The 18,337-nt window shown below is 38.6% G+C and carries 27 protein-coding genes; 1 reads left to right on the top strand and 26 read right to left on the bottom strand.

The genetic code is table 11. From position 1 onward, the window contains the following. The first annotated feature begins 1 nt into the window (after position 1). On the top strand, positions 2–388 hold the full coding sequence (locus I2C87_RS08165; protein ID WP_129822255.1) for a bleomycin resistance protein: 387 nt from the start codon (positions 2–4) through the stop codon (positions 386–388). Between the two features lie 225 nt (positions 389–613). On the opposite strand, the gene nth is transcribed toward I2C87_RS08165, so the two are convergent. The 26 genes from nth to I2C87_RS08035 form a co-directional block, all read right to left on the bottom strand. Continuing rightward, a complete protein-coding gene (gene nth / locus I2C87_RS08160; RefSeq protein WP_023022612.1) occupies positions 614–1,243 on the bottom strand; it encodes an endonuclease III in 630 nt (209 codons plus the stop codon). Positions 1,244–1,357: 114 nt separating this feature from the next. Then, complete coding sequence (locus tag I2C87_RS08155) at positions 1,358–2,050, bottom strand: 5'-methylthioadenosine/adenosylhomocysteine nucleosidase (RefSeq protein WP_125335316.1); 693 nt, start codon at positions 2,048–2,050, stop codon at positions 1,358–1,360. A 27-nt stretch (positions 2,051–2,077) separates the two neighbouring features. Then, the gene (gene macP, locus I2C87_RS08150; RefSeq protein ID WP_129822256.1) at positions 2,078–2,416 is read right to left on the bottom strand and encodes a cell wall synthase accessory phosphoprotein MacP; all 339 of its coding nucleotides are present in this window, start codon (positions 2,414–2,416) and stop codon (positions 2,078–2,080) included. Between the two features lie 11 nt (positions 2,417–2,427). Next, positions 2,428–2,973 (bottom strand): NUDIX hydrolase, encoded by a 546-nt coding sequence (locus I2C87_RS08145; RefSeq protein WP_129822257.1) that lies wholly within the window; start codon positions 2,971–2,973, stop codon positions 2,428–2,430. Between the two features lie 9 nt (positions 2,974–2,982). Then, the gene (gene glmU, locus I2C87_RS08140; protein WP_195324556.1) at positions 2,983–4,362 is read right to left on the bottom strand and encodes a bifunctional UDP-N-acetylglucosamine diphosphorylase/glucosamine-1-phosphate N-acetyltransferase GlmU; all 1,380 of its coding nucleotides are present in this window, start codon (positions 4,360–4,362) and stop codon (positions 2,983–2,985) included. Positions 4,363–4,465: 103 nt separating this feature from the next. Continuing rightward, positions 4,466–4,906 (bottom strand): ASCH domain-containing protein, encoded by a 441-nt coding sequence (locus I2C87_RS08135; protein WP_195324554.1) that lies wholly within the window; start codon positions 4,904–4,906, stop codon positions 4,466–4,468. Continuing rightward, positions 4,851–5,750: a putative PEP-binding protein gene (locus tag I2C87_RS08130; protein WP_129822260.1), complete on the bottom strand. Its 900-nt coding sequence runs from the start codon at positions 5,748–5,750 to the stop codon at positions 4,851–4,853. Before I2C87_RS08130 ends, I2C87_RS08135 begins: the two co-directional genes overlap by 56 nt. 41 nt (positions 5,751–5,791) lie before the next feature. Continuing rightward, on the bottom strand, positions 5,792–6,520 hold the full coding sequence (locus I2C87_RS08125; RefSeq protein ID WP_129824337.1) for a GNAT family N-acetyltransferase: 729 nt from the start codon (positions 6,518–6,520) through the stop codon (positions 5,792–5,794). Positions 6,521–6,527: 7 nt separating this feature from the next. Then, a complete protein-coding gene (locus tag I2C87_RS08120; RefSeq protein ID WP_129822262.1) occupies positions 6,528–7,007 on the bottom strand; it encodes an NUDIX hydrolase in 480 nt (159 codons plus the stop codon). A gap of 40 nt (positions 7,008–7,047) precedes the next feature. Further along, entirely contained in the window at positions 7,048–7,653 is a 606-nt protein-coding gene (locus tag I2C87_RS08115; protein WP_129822263.1) for a DUF6707 family protein, read from the bottom strand. A gap of 59 nt (positions 7,654–7,712) precedes the next feature. Continuing rightward, a complete protein-coding gene (locus I2C87_RS08110) occupies positions 7,713–8,264 on the bottom strand; it encodes a hypothetical protein (protein ID WP_229046325.1) in 552 nt (183 codons plus the stop codon). Between the two features lie 23 nt (positions 8,265–8,287). Then, entirely contained in the window at positions 8,288–8,875 is a 588-nt protein-coding gene (locus tag I2C87_RS08105; RefSeq protein ID WP_129822265.1) for an SMI1/KNR4 family protein, read from the bottom strand. A 16-nt stretch (positions 8,876–8,891) separates the two neighbouring features. Then, on the bottom strand, positions 8,892–9,626 hold the full coding sequence (locus I2C87_RS08100) for a hypothetical protein (protein ID WP_195324552.1): 735 nt from the start codon (positions 9,624–9,626) through the stop codon (positions 8,892–8,894). Positions 9,627–9,790: 164 nt separating this feature from the next. Beyond that, the gene (locus I2C87_RS08095) at positions 9,791–10,150 is read right to left on the bottom strand and encodes a hypothetical protein (protein WP_195324550.1); all 360 of its coding nucleotides are present in this window, start codon (positions 10,148–10,150) and stop codon (positions 9,791–9,793) included. 152 nt (positions 10,151–10,302) lie between these two features. Further along, positions 10,303–10,857 carry a DUF4304 domain-containing protein gene (locus I2C87_RS08090; RefSeq protein WP_061563722.1) on the bottom strand — a complete coding sequence of 185 codons (555 nt, stop codon included), beginning with the start codon at positions 10,855–10,857 and terminating at the stop codon, positions 10,303–10,305. Positions 10,858–10,991: 134 nt separating this feature from the next. Continuing rightward, positions 10,992–11,921, bottom strand: a complete 930-nt coding sequence (locus I2C87_RS08085) for a hypothetical protein (protein ID WP_195324549.1) — start codon at positions 11,919–11,921, stop codon at positions 10,992–10,994. A gap of 88 nt (positions 11,922–12,009) precedes the next feature. Continuing rightward, a complete protein-coding gene (locus I2C87_RS08080) occupies positions 12,010–12,408 on the bottom strand; it encodes an NTF2 fold immunity protein (protein WP_195324546.1) in 399 nt (132 codons plus the stop codon). Positions 12,409–12,491: 83 nt separating this feature from the next. Further along, a complete protein-coding gene (locus I2C87_RS08075; protein WP_195324544.1) occupies positions 12,492–13,232 on the bottom strand; it encodes a hypothetical protein in 741 nt (246 codons plus the stop codon). Between the two features lie 161 nt (positions 13,233–13,393). Further along, positions 13,394–14,089, bottom strand: a complete 696-nt coding sequence (locus tag I2C87_RS08070; RefSeq protein WP_195324543.1) for an SMI1/KNR4 family protein — start codon at positions 14,087–14,089, stop codon at positions 13,394–13,396. A gap of 25 nt (positions 14,090–14,114) precedes the next feature. Continuing rightward, positions 14,115–14,675, bottom strand: coding sequence for a hypothetical protein (locus I2C87_RS08065; protein ID WP_229046323.1), 561 nt, complete (start codon positions 14,673–14,675; stop codon positions 14,115–14,117). Between the two features lie 57 nt (positions 14,676–14,732). Continuing rightward, complete coding sequence (locus I2C87_RS08060; protein WP_195324541.1) at positions 14,733–15,017, bottom strand: hypothetical protein; 285 nt, start codon at positions 15,015–15,017, stop codon at positions 14,733–14,735. Positions 15,018–15,114: 97 nt separating this feature from the next. Then, positions 15,115–15,555 (bottom strand): hypothetical protein, encoded by a 441-nt coding sequence (locus I2C87_RS08055; protein ID WP_195324539.1) that lies wholly within the window; start codon positions 15,553–15,555, stop codon positions 15,115–15,117. Positions 15,556–15,568: 13 nt separating this feature from the next. After that, complete coding sequence (locus tag I2C87_RS08050) at positions 15,569–16,282, bottom strand: hypothetical protein (RefSeq protein WP_195324537.1); 714 nt, start codon at positions 16,280–16,282, stop codon at positions 15,569–15,571. Between the two features lie 164 nt (positions 16,283–16,446). After that, on the bottom strand, positions 16,447–16,836 hold the full coding sequence (locus I2C87_RS08045) for an Imm50 family immunity protein (RefSeq protein ID WP_195324535.1): 390 nt from the start codon (positions 16,834–16,836) through the stop codon (positions 16,447–16,449). A 74-nt stretch (positions 16,837–16,910) separates the two neighbouring features. Then, positions 16,911–17,537 (bottom strand): hypothetical protein, encoded by a 627-nt coding sequence (locus I2C87_RS08040; protein WP_195324533.1) that lies wholly within the window; start codon positions 17,535–17,537, stop codon positions 16,911–16,913. 31 nt (positions 17,538–17,568) lie between these two features. After that, positions 17,569–18,105, bottom strand: coding sequence for an immunity protein (locus I2C87_RS08035; RefSeq protein WP_324250063.1), 537 nt, complete (start codon positions 18,103–18,105; stop codon positions 17,569–17,571). Positions 18,106–18,337: the final 232 nt, after the last annotated feature.

The raw sequence follows: 18,337 nt of genomic DNA, 5'->3' as shown, positions 1-18,337 counted from the left end.
AATGGACTATCAAGCCGTCATCCCTGAATTTGTAGTATCTGACATCGAAAAGTCGCGCCACTTCTACTGCGACTTGCTGGGTTTCTCTGTCGAATACGAACGTCCAGAGGAGAAATTTCTCTTCCTCTCGCTTGAAGACTGCCAGCTTATGCTAGAAGAAGGCAACGCAGAAGAATTATCCCAACTGACCTATCCTTTCGGTCGCGGTATCAATATCTCCTTTGGTATCAAGGATGTCCCACAACTCCACCAAAAACTGTTGGAAGCTAACTATCCCATCCATCGTCCGTTGATACAAAGAAAATTTCGAGTCGGAGATAGCTTTATCTATCCCCAGGAATTTGCGATTTTGGATCCAGATGGTTATTTCTTAAGATTTAGCGAATAAGAAAAAGGAGGCTCTTGGCCTCTTTTTCGCTAGCTAATTATCCATTGACAGGCTTGCAAATCCACGGTCAAAAATAGTTGCCAAAGCCTATGAAATCAACACGTCAAAGAATTCTCCTTCCTGTTCTATTTGTCCTTGGAATTGGCGCTATTGCTCTGTTGTTTTCTTGGCTCTTACTTACTTTCTTCCCTATCAAGTAAAAGCGAAGTCATTAGACCTCGCTTTTTAAATGTCTTTAAAGTTATAGAGTTGCGGATAGTGATCGCACTCGGGATTTTTAGGATGGCAGATGGCACGACCAAAGTAAATCATGGCCTGATGGGCTGGCAACCAACGTTCCGGTGGAAGGACATCCATAACTCGCTTTTCTACCTCTAGCGGCGTTGCCGACTTTTTTACGATATCATGGTGCTTGCAAATCCGCTCTACATGGGTATCAACAGCAAAGGCAGGAATTCCGAAACCGACACTCATGACCACATTGGCTGTTTTCCGTCCCACTCCGGCTAAACTCTCCAGTTCCTCCCGTGTCTGAGGGACTTGGCCATCAAAATTGTCCAACAATTGTTGGGCACATTTTTTTAGAAATTTAGCCTTGTTTCGATAGAGGCCTAATTTGGAAATATGCTTGGCAATGTCGGCTTCACTGGCGACCGCCATGGCTTGAGGAGTTGGGAAAGCCTCAAACAAAGCGGGAGTTGCCTTATTAACCGCTGCATCTGTTGTTTGAGCAGAGAGCATCACCGCTACTAATAATTCAAAATGGTTGCGAAAATCCAAACTTGGCTGAGCATCCGGAAAGAGGGCAATAATTTCTTCAATCACATGACGGGCCCGTTTTTTTGATAAGACCATAACTTCTCCTTTGCATTACTAGAATCTATTATAGCATGAAGAACCAGTTACTTTACAGAATCAGCTTAGCAAAATAGGACTAGCTAAGAGCTAGTCCTATTTTCTTAAGCTTTTCTATACCAATCTCTTCAAGAAAGTCATCAAGGTTTGAGCAGAACGCTCGCCAGCCTCTACGATAAATTCATCAAAAGAGATATTAGCTGCGTGATCTGCCGTATCACTCATAGCCCGAATGACCATGAAAGGACGGCCGGCTGCATGAGCCGCTTGGGCAATAGCTGCCCCTTCCATCTCAACGGCCAATACTTCTGGGAAATGTTCCCGAATCACTGCGACTTTTTCTTCACTCGCGATAAAGCTATCCCCAGTCGCAATCAGGCCAACATGGGTTGGTGTTTGTTCCTCAGCTAGAACTTTTTTCATCTCTGAAACAAAATAGCGGCTGGATTCAAAGTAGAGTGGTTGCCCTGCCATCTGGCCATAGTCATAACCAAAAGCTGTCACATCGACATCATGGTAGGCCAATTTGTCCGCTAGGACGATATCCCCAACAGCCATCCCTGGTGCTACTGCACCTGCAGAACCTGTATTGATAATGGCTTCCACCTTAAAATCGTTGGCCAACACAGCCACACTCATGGCAGACATGACTTTTCCGATACCACTTTCAACCAAGACCACTTCATGGCGACCAATCGACCCTGTGTAGTAGACCTTTCCTAGGCGAAGGTGTTTCTCTCCGTTCTGCAAAGCTTCCACTAAGATTTTTAATTCTTGTGGCATGGCCGCAATGATTCCAATTTTCATAATCGTAACTCCTTTGGTAGACGCTGCTTATAAGCGCCAGATTGCAAGAATTAACAAGATGAGGAGCAGGATGACCCAAAATAAGATCTTATTCAATTTTGATTGAATCACCTCATCTTTTTGGTTCTCAATCCGACGACTCTTGGTCACTGTAGGTTGGACTCTGATTGGAATAGTCTCCTGAGGATACGATACTCCATGTCCACTATCTCCTTCCCCTGAGGTCACTGGCCGTTCATAACCAAATCCCCTGTTTCCTGTCGGGAGAATTTTTGTTTCTTCCTCATCAAAGAGCGGGGGACCAGAGATTGCTTCTCCTCGGTTTGCCCGCTCAATCATTTCATCTGTTAATAAAGGTTTTCCCATTGGATCCTCCTCTATTTATTGGATAATTCCCAGTACTGAATCGCCATAATGGTCTTGGCATCACAGATTTCACCAGCTTGGATCAAGTCTTTAGCCTCCTTCAAGGTCACTTCTAGCAGCTCTAAGGTCTCATCTTCATCTTGAGGGCGAGGATTTTCCACTTTTTTCAAATTGGTCGCAGCATAGAGTTTGATCCGCTCGTTGCAAAACCCAATGGCAGAATAAAAATCATACAACAACTCTAGATCCGCTGTGTAACCAATTTCTTCTTCCAATTCACGCAGAGCAGCTGCTTGAGGATCCGCATTTTCACCCTTTTCCAACTTGCCTGCTGGGATCTCTACAGAAGTCCTCTCGATTGCCTTCCGGTACTGCTTGACCAAAATGGTCTTGCCCTCATCTGTGATCGGTAAAACCGCTACTGCTCCATTATGAAAAATTAAATCACGCTGCGCTTGACCTTTTCCGTCAGGTAGTTCCACTTGATCTGTAACTACTTGGAAAATCGGTCCTTGATAAATCTCCTTGCGCTCAATGGTTTTTTCTTCAAATTGCATGAAAATCTCCTATTTATTTTTAGGATGGTGGGGAAGACGAGTCGCGTACTCATCCTTATTGACTTGACGACCACGACCAATTGCAATCGCATCTGCCGGCACATCCTTGGTAATGGTAGAGCCAGCCCCGACTAGAGAATTATCTCCGAGCTCAACTGGCGCAATAATGGTCGAATTTGAGCCAACAAAGACATTGTTGCCAATAAGGGTCTTGTATTTATTTTTCCCATCATAGTTGACGGTAATGGTTCCCGCACCAAAGTTGACGTTGCTACCGACTTGGCAGTTGCCAATGTAGGTCAGATGACCCGCTTTGGTATTTTCGCCAATAGATGAACCTTTGACTTCGACAAAGTTCCCGATATGGACATCTTTGGCCAGGCTAGAACCAGGACGAATATGAGCGTATGGTCCTACTGTCACGCCATCGGCTACTGTGCTTTCTTCAATCATAGAGTTAGTAATAACGGCACCCGCACCGATTTCACTATCCACGATATAGGTTCCATTGGTTAAGACAGTTTCAGCCCCAATTTTTGTGTGCCCTTTTAGGGTAACATTGGCTTCGATTTGTACCTCAGGAGCGATTTCGACATCGATATCGATATAGGCCGCATCAGGATTGACAAAGCTCACTCCATTGACCATATGAGCTTGGTTAATGCGACGATGCATGATGCCTTCTGCTGTCGCAAGGGCTACGCGGTCGTTAACCCCAAGACTTTCATCAAAATCTTTGAGCGTATAGGCTCCGACTTTTTCACCAGCTTCACGGAAAATCCCAATCACATCTGTGATATAGTATTCACCTTGGGCATTGTTGGTGTTGATATTCTTTAAGGCTTCAAAGAGGCGGGCATTGTCAAAAACATAAGTCCCTGTATTGATTTCTTTGATTTGCTTTTCAAAATCTGTCGCATCTTTTTGCTCGACGATGCGAAGCACTTCTGCATTGTCATTACGGACAATCCGGCCATAACCAAATGGATTCACTGCTTCGGCTGTTAAAATCGTTGCCACATTTTTGTGGTTGATATGAAAATCGATCAAGTGTTTGAGGCTTTCACCCGTAATCAAAGGTGTATCCCCTGCGATGACAAGGGTGTGGCCTTCAAGAGCTTCCAAGACTGGCTCTGCCATCATAACTGCATGACCAGTTCCCAATTGTTCGGTTTGTTTGACAAACTCTGTTTGTCCAGCTAAGACTTGCTCCACCAATTCAGCCTTGTGGCCCACAACCGTTACGGTCTTTTCGGGTGAGATGGCTCCAACACTACGGAAAACATGCTCCAGCATAGAGATTCCAGCAACCTTGTGTAGAACCTTCGGCAAATCTGATTTCATACGGGTACCTTTTCCCGCTGCTAAAATAATGGCATAATTTGGCATAGACATTCTCTTTTCTGTACAATATCGCTTACATTATACCATTTTTTAGCCCTTTTGGAAAATTAGATCCGAACCAAAAAACTCTCCAAAAAGGAGAGCATATCTATAATGGATAAACCTTGCGAAATTCTTCTAAAACCACCTTGCTGTCAGGTGTAAACGTCAGACCTGCTTCCTCCAGCCACTCCGTGAAAAACTCCTCATGAACCTGACGCCAATAGGCCAGAGATTTGTCACCTTCGCCTTCCTTGTAGGCATGGTCAGCAGACACTTGATGGAAGGGCTGAACAGAAACCTTGGTAATTTCGACAATGCAGATAGCCTGGTTTTGACTGTCTAAAATGATATCGAAAGTCCCTTCTTGTGGAAGGGGTTCGTCCTCTACTGCGTAGAGGTCGTAAGCTGAGGCTGTTGCTGTTTTTTCGCCTCTTAGAACCAAGTCAGCCAAGAGATCTGCCTCTACTCCAAAAGCCCAGGCGTCTATCTCATCACTGATAGAGGGATTGATTTTCTTGTAGGCATTCCACATTTCTTGCGGTGTCATGGGTTCTCCTTTGTAATTTTTTACTTTCTTCTTTTATATGTTTAAGATGGTCTGGATGGTCAATTTCTAAATCAAAAATCTCTGGAATAGAGCTGTAATGGAGAATACATTCGATACCCATCTGATTCATTTTTTGTATGAAAGAAGTATTCAGATAGCCTGCAACAGCAAAATCAATCTTGTTCTTCCTTGCTTTATCCTGCATCTGTCTCAGCATTTCTAACATAATGGGACTTTCCATTTCATGCCATTGACTGTTTCTCACAGTCGCAAAAATAAATGAAGTCAAATCATTCATTCCAACTACAATCTTTGAAATACCAGTTTCCAGTATTCTGTCCAAGTCAAAATACGCTGACGGTAATTCAATCATCGTGCCGACTTTCCTGGTAAAACCATACTGACGCAATACTGTAATAGCTTGTTTTAATTGTTCAGCATCATTGACAAAAGGAAAAATAACAGACAGATTGGGATTGGTTTGAAAAACTTCTGTAACAACATTTGTCTCAGCCTGAAATTCATCTGGACACGCCAACAAACGCCTGATACCTCTGTATCCAAATAAGGGGTGGCGTTCGTCAAAATACTCTTTAGTCCCGTCTAGACTATTTGCTTCTGCATTTGTTAACTCTGAAAAGCGATACCAGACTTCTTCATCTGAGTACAAATGACAAATAGTGTCTAGATAATCTTTCACAAATTGCTGACAATTTGGTAATAGTATGTTTTGGTTTAGTTCTCTCAACAAGTATTCCCCACGAATCAAGCCGACGTGGTGCAATAAATGGGGATAAACTTTTTCAACAATTTTTTCGCCACTAAGAGCTAGTTGATTTTGCATGTTCATTCACCTCGTCTTAAAAGATACAATATCAGATATCATTATACGACACTTTCCTCTAGTTCAAAAGCTTCATAAGGTTCAACTAACTCATATCCTAAAAATTCTGCTACTTTTTTGGAAGCCTCGTTATGAGCATCCCAAAGTGGAAACATATCTCTGTTTAAACTCTCTAGAATCATTGCAGCACCAAGCTTTTTAGCAAATCCATTTCCTTGTTCGTTTGGTCTAGTTGCAACTTCCACTTCAACTGCTCCTTGGTAAACTAACCCTGAGGAAATCCCAGCAATCACTTCATTATTTTTAAGAATCACAAAGCCAAATCCACCTTTTAAAGCAAAATCCTGGTAGGACTCAAAATCCCCCTGTAAATCTTGTGACCATTCTTCCTCAGAAAGGCAGTTATAAATACGATTATCAATAGGCACAATATTGTAACCTTTCTCTAACTGAGTAACTAGATCATTTAGAAATTCAACTTGAAAATTTGCCTTATCCTTAAAAGAATAGCGAGTAAAAGAAATTAACCCAACTTGCCGACGCAGAAAATCTTGCCACTTAGTGTCTTCTGAAATAATAATCTTATAATCTAAACCATATTGCCTAACAAAATCTTCCCAAAATCTAGAATTTAGCTCCCCTGCTAGGTATAGAAAATTCCCAATATCATAAAAGCTCGTTGTCCTATCACTGTTTCGATAAACAGTCCCGATTTGAGATTTAAGACCATAGAGAACCATATATTTCTTCCATGTTTTAAATAGTTCCATTATCCCTCTATTTTACCTTCCAATTCTTATAGCTTGTCAATTCTAATTCTGGAAATCCTAATAACTCTGCCTTCACCTTTAATACTAAAGGCGAGGCATTTTCTTCGGTCATCTGCTCAAGAGGAAGCCAAATTGCATTTGCTGAATCATTGCTTCCATCAAAAACTTCATGAGGAAGGGATTTTTGAGAGCTCTCGAAATCGAGTACGATATCATAAAAGGCCATGATATGGTGTACGGCGAAGTCTTGCCCCTCTTCTTGAACCATCACGTCATAAATCCTAGGATTTGAATAACAGCTAAGCGTATAGCCTGTCTCTTCCAGAACTTCTCTCTTAAGGGTTTCTGTCAACCCCTCACCGAGTTCCTGACTACCACCTGGTAGGTCAAAACGATATTGATAAGGTCCTCTCGTTTTCTCAATGCAAAGCAATTTCCCATTCTCATAGCAAACGCCATAGACACCAAAGTGTTTTTTGATTTCCATATTCTACTCTTTTCTAAAAGTCCCAGATTGCTAGAACACCTTATCCCTTAAAAGGAAAGAGGCTATAAATTTCATGCTCCTTGATATACTTCTTTAGTATCTCCATATTCTCTTCGATTTTTGCTTGGATATCTGTCTCTTCAAACGTTGACTCAGCAATAAAGAGGTGAATCTTCAATAGATCTGTCAAGTATAGCAAACGGTGTTCCATTTCCGATTCAGGACTTGAAGCCTGCTCGATTTTTGCAAGCTTTTGCTCCAAGCTATCACCATTCAAAAATCTCTGATGAACTCTCCTTCTAATTTTTTGAGTGGATTCCTCCCCTTGTTCTAATGGAGATAAAAGAAGCTTTTTATAGACGATTGCCTGATTTTCTTTTTCTCTTTCCAGATAGGCCAATAAAACCAGAGAACTATCAACAAAGGTCCAGGTGTTATAATTACCTTCAAATGGAACTTGTATAATCCTATCTAATAATTCCTTAGCCATTTCCTCTTGACCATCCAGATAAAGTAAATAGGCCAGATGATTCAGCGATTCGAGATGGCTAGCTCGGGTCTTCTTATTCTTTTTGGGGATCCGGTTTAAATACGATACTAACTCAAGATCATTTTCAACCTCTTCGATGAGTCCTTTCACATTCATTTCTTTTCTCCTATCCAATTCACTTTTTGTTATTGAGAAAGGCTTTTCTCAGGTCAATCTTACCGAAGTAGATATTCTTTCGCTGTCGCTTGGACGTTTGGGGAAAGGTAGCGCTCTATCAAGTCACCTGTCCCTACAATATATTCCTCCAGAGGGACATCTTCTCTTTGTTTCCAAAAATTTGAAAAAGCGAAATAGAACTCCAAAAACTCCGTCAAACTTTCGCTGAGTTTGTAGAAATTAGAATATCCAGGCCTGCCCGCGTAAACTGGAGAACTGTCATCTTTCATATCACAGAAAAGAATATCATCTGTATCTGTAGTAGCGAATATCTGGTATTGCCCTTCACTAAACTGAAGAACATCTTGTAAGGCCCAACATTCGACTGTCCTTGCAGGAGAATCTAATACCAACAAAATGATATTAAAATTTTGATTAGCAAAAAATAAATCCTCATTGAACACTATATGTTGATAATAATCAAGTAATTCTCCTGTCAAATCTGAAGACTGGATCCTTAATTTTTCGTTTGAAAAACTCACTGTTTGGGGAATAAACGTTGTTTCCTCATAGAGTTTAATGATCTTTTTTAATACAGTCACTACTGCCATTTTTCTCTCCTCGGTTATTCCTCTTACGTCTCCTTTAAGAATTCAAGCCATAGCTTCACCTCTGGATTTATGTCATGCGCTATCTCAGCATGCTTCCTATAATACATATCCAAGCAGCCTTGTTCATTCCGGAAAATAATGCCTTGTTCATAACATGCTTTAAGGGTTGCAAGCATAGATTTCAATGACCGGTATTCGACCTGGGCCTCTTCTTCAAATACATAAAAACCAAGAATTTGCCCCTGAGCTTCTGGAGCCAAGTTCATGGCATAAAAATCTCCCCCTCCACTGGCAAAAATTGGGAACCAAGACTTGCCCCAAGCATCCGTTTCTCTTAGTTCTAAGTAGGTCTGGATACTCTCTTCCAGAGACATCAAATAGAAACCAGGAAAAAATGCCAGCTCACCGAGTGTGATTCCCTCACTATCTTCTGAACCGTTTCTCCAAGTATAAAGAGCACGCAAGTCCTGGGTTGGCTGCAATGGTATTTCCTCAAACAATTCTTGAATTTTTTGAAAAGATAGTCCCGGATTTAGATGGTCTAAACAAGAATGATGTAGCTGTTGGAGACATTTTTCAATCTCATCTAATAATTGGGTGATGTTTCCCATTTTTCTCCTTAAATAATTAATCTAACATAGATACACTTGGCAATTGTTTTTTCAAAAAGGCTCTCATATTCTTAGTATTTCCACCATCATAAAAAAATCTTAAATTTATCATTTTTTCTAGTATTTCAAGCAAACCATGATTTTTTATGACATTGGTATTGGATAAATCCAAATAATATATTTTTGATAACTCGAGAAACTTTACATCAGACAAATTTTTACTATTATTTATTGATAGAAAGATTAAATCCTCAAGATTAGATAAAAAATTAAAATCACTAATTCTAGAGGAATATCTGTGACTAAAATACCTTAAAGTTTTTAGGGATGAAATATTATCTAAAACTTCCAACTTTGGAACTCTCAAAATATTTAGCATCTTAATTCCAGAATGTTCAGGAAATATAATTTCTCTAACATTAACACTTCCCCAAATATCTAATCTCTCTAAATTAATAAATTCTGATAAATCTAAAATTTCATCTTTTGCACCAAAAATATCTAAACGCTTGATATCTCTTGAAACATTGCTTTCTGATAACTTTATATCATATATGGTATTGTCATTATCCCCTACACAATATCGTTGAAAAATAATAGCATTTAAACGATTGTAATTCACAACCCCATAATCTCCTTTCAAAATGGGAAGAATATCATTCATATCGATTAATGGTTTGATTTTTAAAAATTCGTCTTTTGAATCAATAGAATTTTTTGTTAATTCATAGTAATAGTACGTGTTCGTCATTTTCCTTACCCATTAAATATACTGCTTATTGAAAGCTAGTAGCGCCCCAATAACATTTTTCGGTTTATCATCGACCACTCAAAGATATATAAGACTAAGAACTAGGCTTGCTTGCAGAGCATTATTGAAGACCGTTGCTTTATTCTCTATTTAAGGGATTCTTATTATTCAATCCCATCCTCTTTGTTATACTCTATCATGCATTTTACCGCATATTCCACCCATTCCCAAAAGTCATTAAACTCTTTCCGTTGCTCCCATCCTTCGGTAGCAAAATCATGAATGAGTTGGACCTTATTGCCCTTTCCTATTTCAAAACAAGCTGTATCATCACAATCTCCTCTTTTAGCAAATGGAATCAACTTTCTGCTTGGGTACCTTCCCTGCAATCCCTCATACAAAAACAGGGCCCATTCTGAATCCAACAGATACCAACAATCAAAATCAACTAAATTGAGTTCGATCAATTTTTTGAACGATTCAGGATACTGAAATATCCTTTCGTCCAGTAAATAGTTCTTCATTTCTTATTTCCTTTTTGGTACAAGACTGACATAGAATGCCAGCTCAAGATTATTATCAAGGTCTTAGATTAGTTAATTAAGATACATCTATTTTTTCCTACCGGTTTCTTTCGTCAGGATATTGATCAGTAAATCTTCACTTTCACTCAGCCCTAATAAGTAGTTTTAATTATTTCTCCTGAACGAATATAGGTTTTAAAGAAGTTTTTAGGAACAGAGGCAATCTTAGGCGTAATGGATAAGCCATAGTTTGCAAAATCTAAAGCCAACTTCTTAGAATCGATTGAATCATAATACTCAACATACAATCTGCATAAGTTCACTTTGGTGATAGAGAATTGTTTTAACAACCAATCCTTCTCAAGATCCTTCTCGGGATCTATGCTCGAAAATACGGTAGGATACGACGCATACTGAGCAGTAAAATCAATGGCCTCTTGGACAGCCTTTTCCAATTCAGCTTGATCCATGCCATTTCTATAATCGATAGAACCTAATCGCGTCCGTAAAGCACAATCCACTTCTTCTAACAGTCCCGCGTCCAGAAAGAGGGGGTGAAGGCCAACATTCACAAAATAGGCACTACCATCTGATTTTCGTTGAAAATAGATGACCGTGTAAAAATCATGATTGATTTTATAATAGTTATGGGTTCGCTTTAATCGCGAAAAGCCATTTTTTACGAAGAGTTCTTTGGCCTCTTTCATTTCTTTACCTCTCTTCTAACAGGATGTGGAGAGTTCCTCATTGCATTTTCCTAGAAATCTATATGGATATAGGTGATTCCTATAATTCCTTGCGATTGCATGGGTTATTGACGATCTCCATCTATTCTACACAACTAGTCTAAGATCGTTCCTAGAATCATCTTATTTTGCTCGGATAACTGAAAGTCAGCCATGAAATAGGGCAAAAAGTCATCAAGCAAAGGATGCCTAATTCCATCTATTGAGAGACCTTTTTTCTGACGTTCTTTTAATAAAACTAAGATTTCAATTGGGAAATATTGCCAAAGTAAGGTATTGAAGTCTACTAAATGACTATCTCTGGTGTTCGCTAAATGATAATCACACATGGATAAAATTGTTTCTCTAAAAACATCATCGTCCTCTGAAAAAATAGTATCCATAACCTGTTTATAGGCATCATTCACATTCTGATAAGGATTCTTGTCCAAAGGTTGATATTTGGCATCACAAGCATTCTCCAGTAGGTTAGCAAGCCGATCCCCCACCCCATTTCCATAAAGAAAAACAACTAAAGGCAATAAACTACTGGATGAAAAGAAAATAGGTTGCTTCCCTTTTTCAACTTGGGCTTCTTTAAAATAGGCTAATTTATCAATTAAAAGCTCTACATAAGTATCATCTAAATAGGCAAGGGCAAATAAGATATTCAAACAAATATCTGTATCAAAGTTTGAGCCCCCTTTAGCCAAATATTTAGCAGAAGCCATATCTGCCATCACAGAACAAAAACAGCCATTTAGCAAAGATTGATAGGTTTCAGATGCCTTGTTTTCAATGAACTCAGAAACCAAAGTATATGGTTTAATAGCATGAACCATCCGTACATGTTTATAGGAGTAGGTTTCTGTTTTCCCGTTTTCCTCCCAATTGATCTCAAGGCTTTTTTTGCCTGCTTTTAATGCTTCTAAAATTGCTTTAGTAGTAAAAAGCTGTGCTTTTTCAAGATCAAAATCTCTCGCCTTTAGTACTTGATTTCTAATGCTTGTTAATTTCCTTTTTTGATTTGAAAGTGTTTTATTCATATTGACCTCTAAAATTTCATTTCTTACACTTAACTACCACTGTTTTTTTAAGTACATCTCTTCCTACGTTCCTATACTATCCAGTATTTCACAAGGAAGAATTGATCCACTTCCCATCATCAAGCCATTCTTTCTTATCAATCCACCATTTCCCCTTTTGAAACACCATTTGAAAACGATAGAGAGTTTCTATACCAGAACGATTCTCCTTGAGATAGAAATAAGCTTGATTCCCGTCATGCTCTTCATCAACGATGGGATGTGTTTCTAATTTATAGTCAAACGGAAACCGGACGGATAAAGATACTTCCCTTGCTCTTAGTATTTTTTTAGATGTACAAAACTGATCAAATATAGCAACTAATTCATCCTTCAACATCTCTTTATCAGCTTTATTTCTTAAGTTTCTAGTGGCCTTTTTCTCCCAAGAATACATAGCCTGCATAAACTGGAGTAAGGTTTCTTTTGCAAGATTCGTATGGCTCATATTTCCTCCTACTTAAACAACGGGACTAAAGGTTCGTTTATTATGAAGACATCGGTCATAAAAACCTGTATTAAAGGCATTTTTTACCCCTCTCGCATGCAAACATGTGGTAACTCTCTTCTAAGAAGTTCCCTTTGCTTTTGATTTGTTCTTCCCGTTGTTAAAAATCGGAGATGTTTTAGACTCTTCAAGTAGCTAACTGTTGATGCGTAGTTAAAAATATTCGTATCGACAAAATCTAAAAAACGAAGCTCACTAGAGGACTGGATAAAATCCAATTCTGGTAAATTTTTATTTGCTGTAAATGAAAGATAGAGCAACTGATTTAAATCCCTTATAAAATCAAAGTCCGGCAACTTTACACCATAATCAACGTGCAGATAACGCATGCCTTTATGAAAAGAAATGTTCTCTATCGTTTCCAAATTTGTCATAGAAGAAATCCCTAGAGCTTTCACACAATCATTTTGGGGTAAGATGATCTTTCTTACTTTTCTAGCCCCAACTAATAAAATTTTTTCTACTTGTTCGTATGTTGAAAAGTCTAGCACATCAGATTTACTTCCCATCAAGTAAATCACTCTCGTATTGCTAGGTAACGAAAGCTGATTAAAATCCACATCCTTCAGCATATCCTCTGGGGTTTCAACAATGTACTTTTGTCTTAATAAGCGATTGATATCGATGAATTCTTTATAAGTCAATTTTTTGTCCAATAATGGTGCAATCTCTTCTATAGAATGCAGAGGCTCCATTGCCATTAGATTCTCTCTTTCGGAAAATCCTTCTTTTATGATTTCTAAATATTTATCTAAACTGGTCATCGTTCACCTCTTTTCATGAATATCATGCTTCTGTTTCTTTGTTCAACCTATCTATTTTTACAATGACACTTTTACAAGAAGACTACAGCACCGCTTGTCGCAAAAACTAAAATCGTGAATTTTTAGACTATTCTTTTCTATATAAACTTTATCCTGCTTGCTCAATCTCGATCAAAGATAACCTTGACTCTAGCTCTACCCAAAGCGTCTAGATATTGCTCCAGTTTCGTAATCGACTCCTCCAAATCAGATAATTGAACAAGCAAATCCCCATTGATAGTCATGACATCCTTTGTCGGTAAAAGCATGAGATTCTCAATGCTTGGATCATTCACAATCATTAAGGAAGGGGAATAAATACAGCTTGTGGAGAGGTCTAGATTTCCAAATCGCTCCCTAGCAGACACAAAAATAGATTCCATCCCACCTTGGTCTTTCAGAACAAATTCCCTCTCGAAAAATGCTTCAAAACTGTCGTAGATCTCGATGACATCCATAGTAATCCCATCTAAATAATAAACTTGGTGACTTTGAATGTTCCCATCCTTCAATCTATAAGCGAATTGATCTCCAATAGCAGACATACCAAAAAAATAGTAGTCTGATGCATAATCTCTCCAGACATCTTTCCATAGCCTATCCGAATTCCAAGAGTCCAGCGTGATGGCTTGAGTAGAATCCGTCCCAAACAAGCGATAATAGCCACCATAAAATTCCAAGCCATTGGTTATGGAGAGCAAATCCAGGTGAGCTTGAGGAAATTGTCTGGCTTTGAGTTTTTCTAGTTCTAGAGCTGAGGCCCCACTTTCTTGTATGACTAGATCCTCACAACATTTTAAAAAATTCTTCATTTCCATTTGCTTCTCATCTCTCTATTTGGCTTTAACCCAGCATAAATGCTATAAAATCATTTCGATAGTCTTCAGGAAGTTGCTCCTCGATAATATCCATAATTCCCTCCAAGAATCCCTCTTTGTAGTCCAATAAATCCTCATCGATATAGATATTGTTCTCGAACTTGGTGATTTCTAGCTTTTTCATCTGACTATAGGTAGACAAGAAAGTAGATAAAGAGGGGCTTAAGCTATAGAGCTTAGAATTTCCAGGAATCTTGCCAAATACAGGACTAAGCTCGCTAGTTTGATCACAAAAGATTGGCTCATCGCCCATCATGTGAGCAAAAACCACATAACTCTCTTTCCAGCTAGGATCCTGCCATCCTTCTGATGCAGCTTCACATAGAGGGAGAGGAATTAGAGCAAGATCATAGGGAGCTCCTCTAAAATAAGCTTCTTCATCAAAGTCTAAATGCTGGTAGAACTCTTTCAATTGACCAGACAAATCTGGCTTTTCGACATAGAGACAGTCACTAGTAAATACAAGCTCTCCTAAGCCCTTGTTTCTATGATAGATTTCTACAAATTCCTTCAACAAATTAATCATAATTATTGGATTCCTCTCACATTTTTTGGATTATATTTGGCTATTTTCAACTGACAATTACGCATCATTCTGACCGCTAGCGACAGCCTGAGTCCAAATTCGTTCAAATTCCTCTTGACTAATCTTGATGGAGTCTGATAGATCCAACTCATCTTTTCGACCATCATAGAGTAGAAACCCTACTTCTGGAGCATAATCCTGTAGGCAAGAAGAAGCATAAGAGTGCCCATTCAAAACGTTAATTTGTCGACTTGCACGCTGACCAGTAAACTCTGTATAAATAACTCCTAGACCCGACATAAACTCACTATTGCCATAATAATAATATTCTTTTTCACACATTAGAACCACCTTTACCATTTGTCTCTCCAAGAATGGCATTCTTTCCTCTTTGCCTCTTTCATCGACTAATTCTATGTTCATTTTCAATTTATAGAATCTACCAGTTCTTAGCCTTATTCTCCAAGACTCTCACTTCTACTTTATCCTCCGCTAAATGGAGATCCAGTACTTTTTCCTGGTCTTGAAAGAAAAGTGTCAGGTCTCTGGTAGAAAATTCAGTAGAATAAGAGGGCAAAAAGTCATCCAAAGACTCCATTTGAAACAAGACGTAAACTGGTGAAAACTCCCAAAAAACTAGGATAAACCGACTGCTATTGCCAACAAGACTTTGAATTGACTTACTTAGATCTTTAGTAGTAAGGTCGATAGAAAACTCATAAAGGCAAGGAATCGGAGAATCGATAGGATTCAACTCCCCAGCATACCAAGCAATTTCTTTAGGTTTATCGGTCAGAAAATGAACATCCTTAATTCCCTTCAAACCCTTGATTCGTTTTTCTACTTTTAATAAGGATAATCTCTTTTTTAAGTCACTCATTGTTCTTGCTCCATCATTCTGAAACAGAAATTTTGCTCACAACCTCATTCTGTTTATCCAACAGATAAAGGAAGTTCCCTTTTGCTTCCAGTTTACCAAGTTTGGCCCCATAGTCCATCTCGTGAGCAGGGCAGGATTGAATCAACTGACGGATGCTCTTGTCCTTGTACTCTATCTTCCAAAACAAATCCACCTTATCAAGCTGATGCTCCACTTGAATGGAATAGGTCGTGGATTGGATCTTCTTCCTTTTCCACTCCCAGCTATTTTCATAATCGTTTTTCTCTATTTCATTGACTACATCCTCTATCAAGGAGCAAGGAATGGAGAGCTCCTGAAACACGCGCTTTACCCCTTTTACCAAGGCCTCTAAGAGCAGCTTTTTCTGTTCCAATGGACTCAAGCTTTCATAGCTAGAAAAATCAAATGGGACCTGGACAGTATAGACACCAAGTAGGTTCATGATAGCTGGATTGCTAATCGTATCTACACATTCTACGTTGATTTTCCAACAATCCTTGGTCACAACCGGTTTAAAGAGGCGCTCTATCATAGAGGTCATACATTTGGATTCATATACGAATGCTCTTCGCAGGTCTTTCCAATTCTGTCGATAGTCTTCAACTCTAGCTTCCTCGTAGGTTAGCGCAGCTGAGTCCATCAGCTCCTCAATCCTCTGTTGATTTTCCACATAGTGCTTATCTAATTCAAAATACTGTAACTTCATATTTGTGGTCTCGTAGTTTTTTTCTTGTAGAAAGATTTAGCCTTAGGTCAAGGTCTAATGTTTGTGCTCTTCCTTCACTTTTTCCCATAGTCGTGGTGTCCCTCCTAATAATGATGGATTGTTTGATCATCCTGAATCTCCGCAAATAAACTAGGAATACATCTTTAAGTATCAATCTTTACAGGAGCAATCTCAGCAATTCTAACAAGGTCAGAAGATCCCGATAAGATCACATCATTTTGGTTTATAAAATTGAATTCAACCTTCTTTTCTAAAAAGAGCAGTTCCAGTTGTCCATTCACCTTATGAATCCCCTTAGAATAAAAATGGATTTCATCTAAATTAAAAAACTCTAAATTAATTTTTATAGCATTAAATGAACTTTTCTGCCACTTTTCAGGGAAATTAGTTGGCAAATCAAATAAATAAAAGACAAGATCTAATTTGTAATCGTAACATAACACAGTATCAAGAAATACATTATTCAATTCCAAATCCCCATCAAACAGATGAATAATCTTTTCCTTCCCCACTGCTTTTTCAAACCATTTCACAATATGAACTCCTTTTTTAAAAATGAATAAAAGTCTTGTTTTTATGAGTTATTGTTTCGCTCTTTAAGGAGATTTTAGAATAGACTGACCCTCCTGCCGTCCTTTCCTTTTGTAACGTCATTGATTAAATCCTTGACGGTAGATATATCGAACTGACGGGAAAAGTCTACAATTTTCTGGCGATTCTGTTCTGGATATAAATAAGATGCAGCTAAAATAAATAAAAATGGATTTATGACTTGACCAATATGCTCAAGATATTTAGGATGAGTCACATAAGACATAATTTTGTTAAAATCATCATCTTTCAGAACAATCTTTCTCTGATATATCGCTGCACAGGCACCTGCAGCTTGAGATGAGTTATTCGATTCTAAGGACTCATAAACAAAAGACAAGTTCTCTGTTTCTGAATTTTCTAGATAAGCAATCGCTACTGCTAGAGAGCGGTAGGTTACGGGTGTTGGAATATCTCTCAGCAGCAACGATTTGAGATAGGGGACTTCTTCTGTGCAATCCGTTGCGGCCATGGCGTAGAGTAAGTACATTTGTGATTCCCATGATTTAGGTTTTTCCATCTCGCCTTCCAAGGCTTGATGCAAAAATGGTCCATATCCTTTTAGTTTACCCTTTAAAATTTTTTTCGCAGCTTTTTTTACCAAGGGCGTACGTCCTGAAGTTAACTCATCTACATAGTCCATTTTTAAATCCTCTTTATATCTCCATTTGAATTTACTGCTCTTTGTTCAGGATATGAAAGAGATCATCTCTTAGAACGATTCCATCGTCTTCTATCAAATAGACCATATGCTCCCAGAAGGGCAATTCTTGTTCAAGGGGCTTTTCCAAGGCAAGTACTTGATCCTTCAAGTTTGCTGCAATTTCTTCGACTTCATCTTGCTCAATCTCATAAAACTTTGCTTTCAAAAGAAAGATGCCTGATAGAAAGAGCGAATAAGAGGAAACAAAAGTATGTAAGGAAGAATTGACATAAACCCTTGATTCTTGAAAAACTTCTCTTCCTTCTTGATTGCAAAGTAAAAAGATTTGCTCCTCTTCTCCAATTACAAAAGCACCTAAAAAACACTGGCCAACAAGCCTATAGCTCTCCTGATTTTTCCTTAGTTCGACTAGTTCGTCACCTGCTTTAACAAAAGAAAATCCCATTTTAGAATAATCCTCTAAATATGCCAAAAGGTTGAAACGGACCTCATCAAGACGAAATGGTTTCTCCTTTGTAGGCACCACACAAAAACCAAGCTCCTTCACTAATTCATTGATATTGACTGTCATTTCTCTATCCTTTCTTCTGCTGACTATCTCTGATGCTATTCACATAAGAGCTAGTCAAGTGCCCAGTCCAGTTCCAAACACTTAGCAACATCCTCAAAATAATCATCCCAGGCCCATTGGCAATCCTTCCGACTCAACAGATAATCCATCTACTTTTTATTTGACCTCCATATTACAGGTCCCTTTTAGGCTATCATACCATAAGATT

This window comes from Streptococcus sp. 1001283B150225_161107_H12 (assembly GCF_015552665.1).
In the GTDB taxonomy this organism is placed as follows: Bacteria; Bacillota; Bacilli; order Lactobacillales; family Streptococcaceae; genus Streptococcus.
The sequence above is the reverse complement of the archived record's forward strand: the minus strand, read 5'-3'. Positions and strand labels throughout refer to the sequence as shown.

Excerpts from the sequence above, each read along its gene's own strand:
- I2C87_RS08155 (WP_125335316.1), bottom strand. The coding sequence starts at position 2,050 with ATGAAAATTGGAATCATTGCGGCCATGCCACAAGAATTAAAAATCTTA.
- I2C87_RS08100 (WP_195324552.1), bottom strand. The coding sequence starts at position 9,626 with ATGACGAACACGTACTATTACTATGAATTAACAAAAAATTCTATTGAT.
- I2C87_RS08110 (WP_229046325.1), bottom strand. The coding sequence starts at position 8,264 with ATGGCAGTAGTGACTGTATTAAAAAAGATCATTAAACTCTATGAGGAA.
- I2C87_RS08095 (WP_195324550.1), bottom strand. The coding sequence starts at position 10,150 with ATGAAGAACTATTTACTGGACGAAAGGATATTTCAGTATCCTGAATCG.
- I2C87_RS08165 (WP_129822255.1), top strand. The coding sequence starts at position 2 with ATGGACTATCAAGCCGTCATCCCTGAATTTGTAGTATCTGACATCGAA.
- I2C87_RS08120 (WP_129822262.1), bottom strand. The coding sequence starts at position 7,007 with ATGGAAATCAAAAAACACTTTGGTGTCTATGGCGTTTGCTATGAGAAT.
- I2C87_RS08055 (WP_195324539.1), bottom strand. The coding sequence starts at position 15,555 with ATGAGTGACTTAAAAAAGAGATTATCCTTATTAAAAGTAGAAAAACGA.
- I2C87_RS08090 (WP_061563722.1), bottom strand. The coding sequence starts at position 10,857 with ATGAAAGAGGCCAAAGAACTCTTCGTAAAAAATGGCTTTTCGCGATTA.
- I2C87_RS08130 (WP_129822260.1), bottom strand. The coding sequence starts at position 5,750 with ATGCAAAATCAACTAGCTCTTAGTGGCGAAAAAATTGTTGAAAAAGTT.
- I2C87_RS08085 (WP_195324549.1), bottom strand. The coding sequence starts at position 11,921 with ATGAATAAAACACTTTCAAATCAAAAAAGGAAATTAACAAGCATTAGA.
- I2C87_RS08075 (WP_195324544.1), bottom strand. The coding sequence starts at position 13,232 with ATGACCAGTTTAGATAAATATTTAGAAATCATAAAAGAAGGATTTTCC.
- I2C87_RS08040 (WP_195324533.1), bottom strand. The coding sequence starts at position 17,537 with ATGGACTATGTAGATGAGTTAACTTCAGGACGTACGCCCTTGGTAAAA.
- I2C87_RS08050 (WP_195324537.1), bottom strand. The coding sequence starts at position 16,282 with ATGAAGTTACAGTATTTTGAATTAGATAAGCACTATGTGGAAAATCAA.
- I2C87_RS08125 (WP_129824337.1), bottom strand. The coding sequence starts at position 6,520 with ATGGAACTATTTAAAACATGGAAGAAATATATGGTTCTCTATGGTCTT.
- I2C87_RS08065 (WP_229046323.1), bottom strand. The coding sequence starts at position 14,675 with ATGATTAATTTGTTGAAGGAATTTGTAGAAATCTATCATAGAAACAAG.
- I2C87_RS08105 (WP_129822265.1), bottom strand. The coding sequence starts at position 8,875 with ATGGGAAACATCACCCAATTATTAGATGAGATTGAAAAATGTCTCCAA.
- I2C87_RS08080 (WP_195324546.1), bottom strand. The coding sequence starts at position 12,408 with ATGAGCCATACGAATCTTGCAAAAGAAACCTTACTCCAGTTTATGCAG.
- I2C87_RS08060 (WP_195324541.1), bottom strand. The coding sequence starts at position 15,017 with ATGTGTGAAAAAGAATATTATTATTATGGCAATAGTGAGTTTATGTCG.
- glmU (WP_195324556.1), bottom strand. The coding sequence starts at position 4,362 with ATGCCAAATTATGCCATTATTTTAGCAGCGGGAAAAGGTACCCGTATG.
- I2C87_RS08135 (WP_195324554.1), bottom strand. The coding sequence starts at position 4,906 with ATGACACCGCAAGAAATGTGGAATGCCTACAAGAAAATCAATCCCTCT.
- macP (WP_129822256.1), bottom strand. The coding sequence starts at position 2,416 with ATGGGAAAACCTTTATTAACAGATGAAATGATTGAGCGGGCAAACCGA.
- I2C87_RS08115 (WP_129822263.1), bottom strand. The coding sequence starts at position 7,653 with ATGAATGTGAAAGGACTCATCGAAGAGGTTGAAAATGATCTTGAGTTA.
- I2C87_RS08145 (WP_129822257.1), bottom strand. The coding sequence starts at position 2,973 with ATGCAATTTGAAGAAAAAACCATTGAGCGCAAGGAGATTTATCAAGGA.
- I2C87_RS08070 (WP_195324543.1), bottom strand. The coding sequence starts at position 14,089 with ATGGAAATGAAGAATTTTTTAAAATGTTGTGAGGATCTAGTCATACAA.
- nth (WP_023022612.1), bottom strand. The coding sequence starts at position 1,243 with ATGGTCTTATCAAAAAAACGGGCCCGTCATGTGATTGAAGAAATTATT.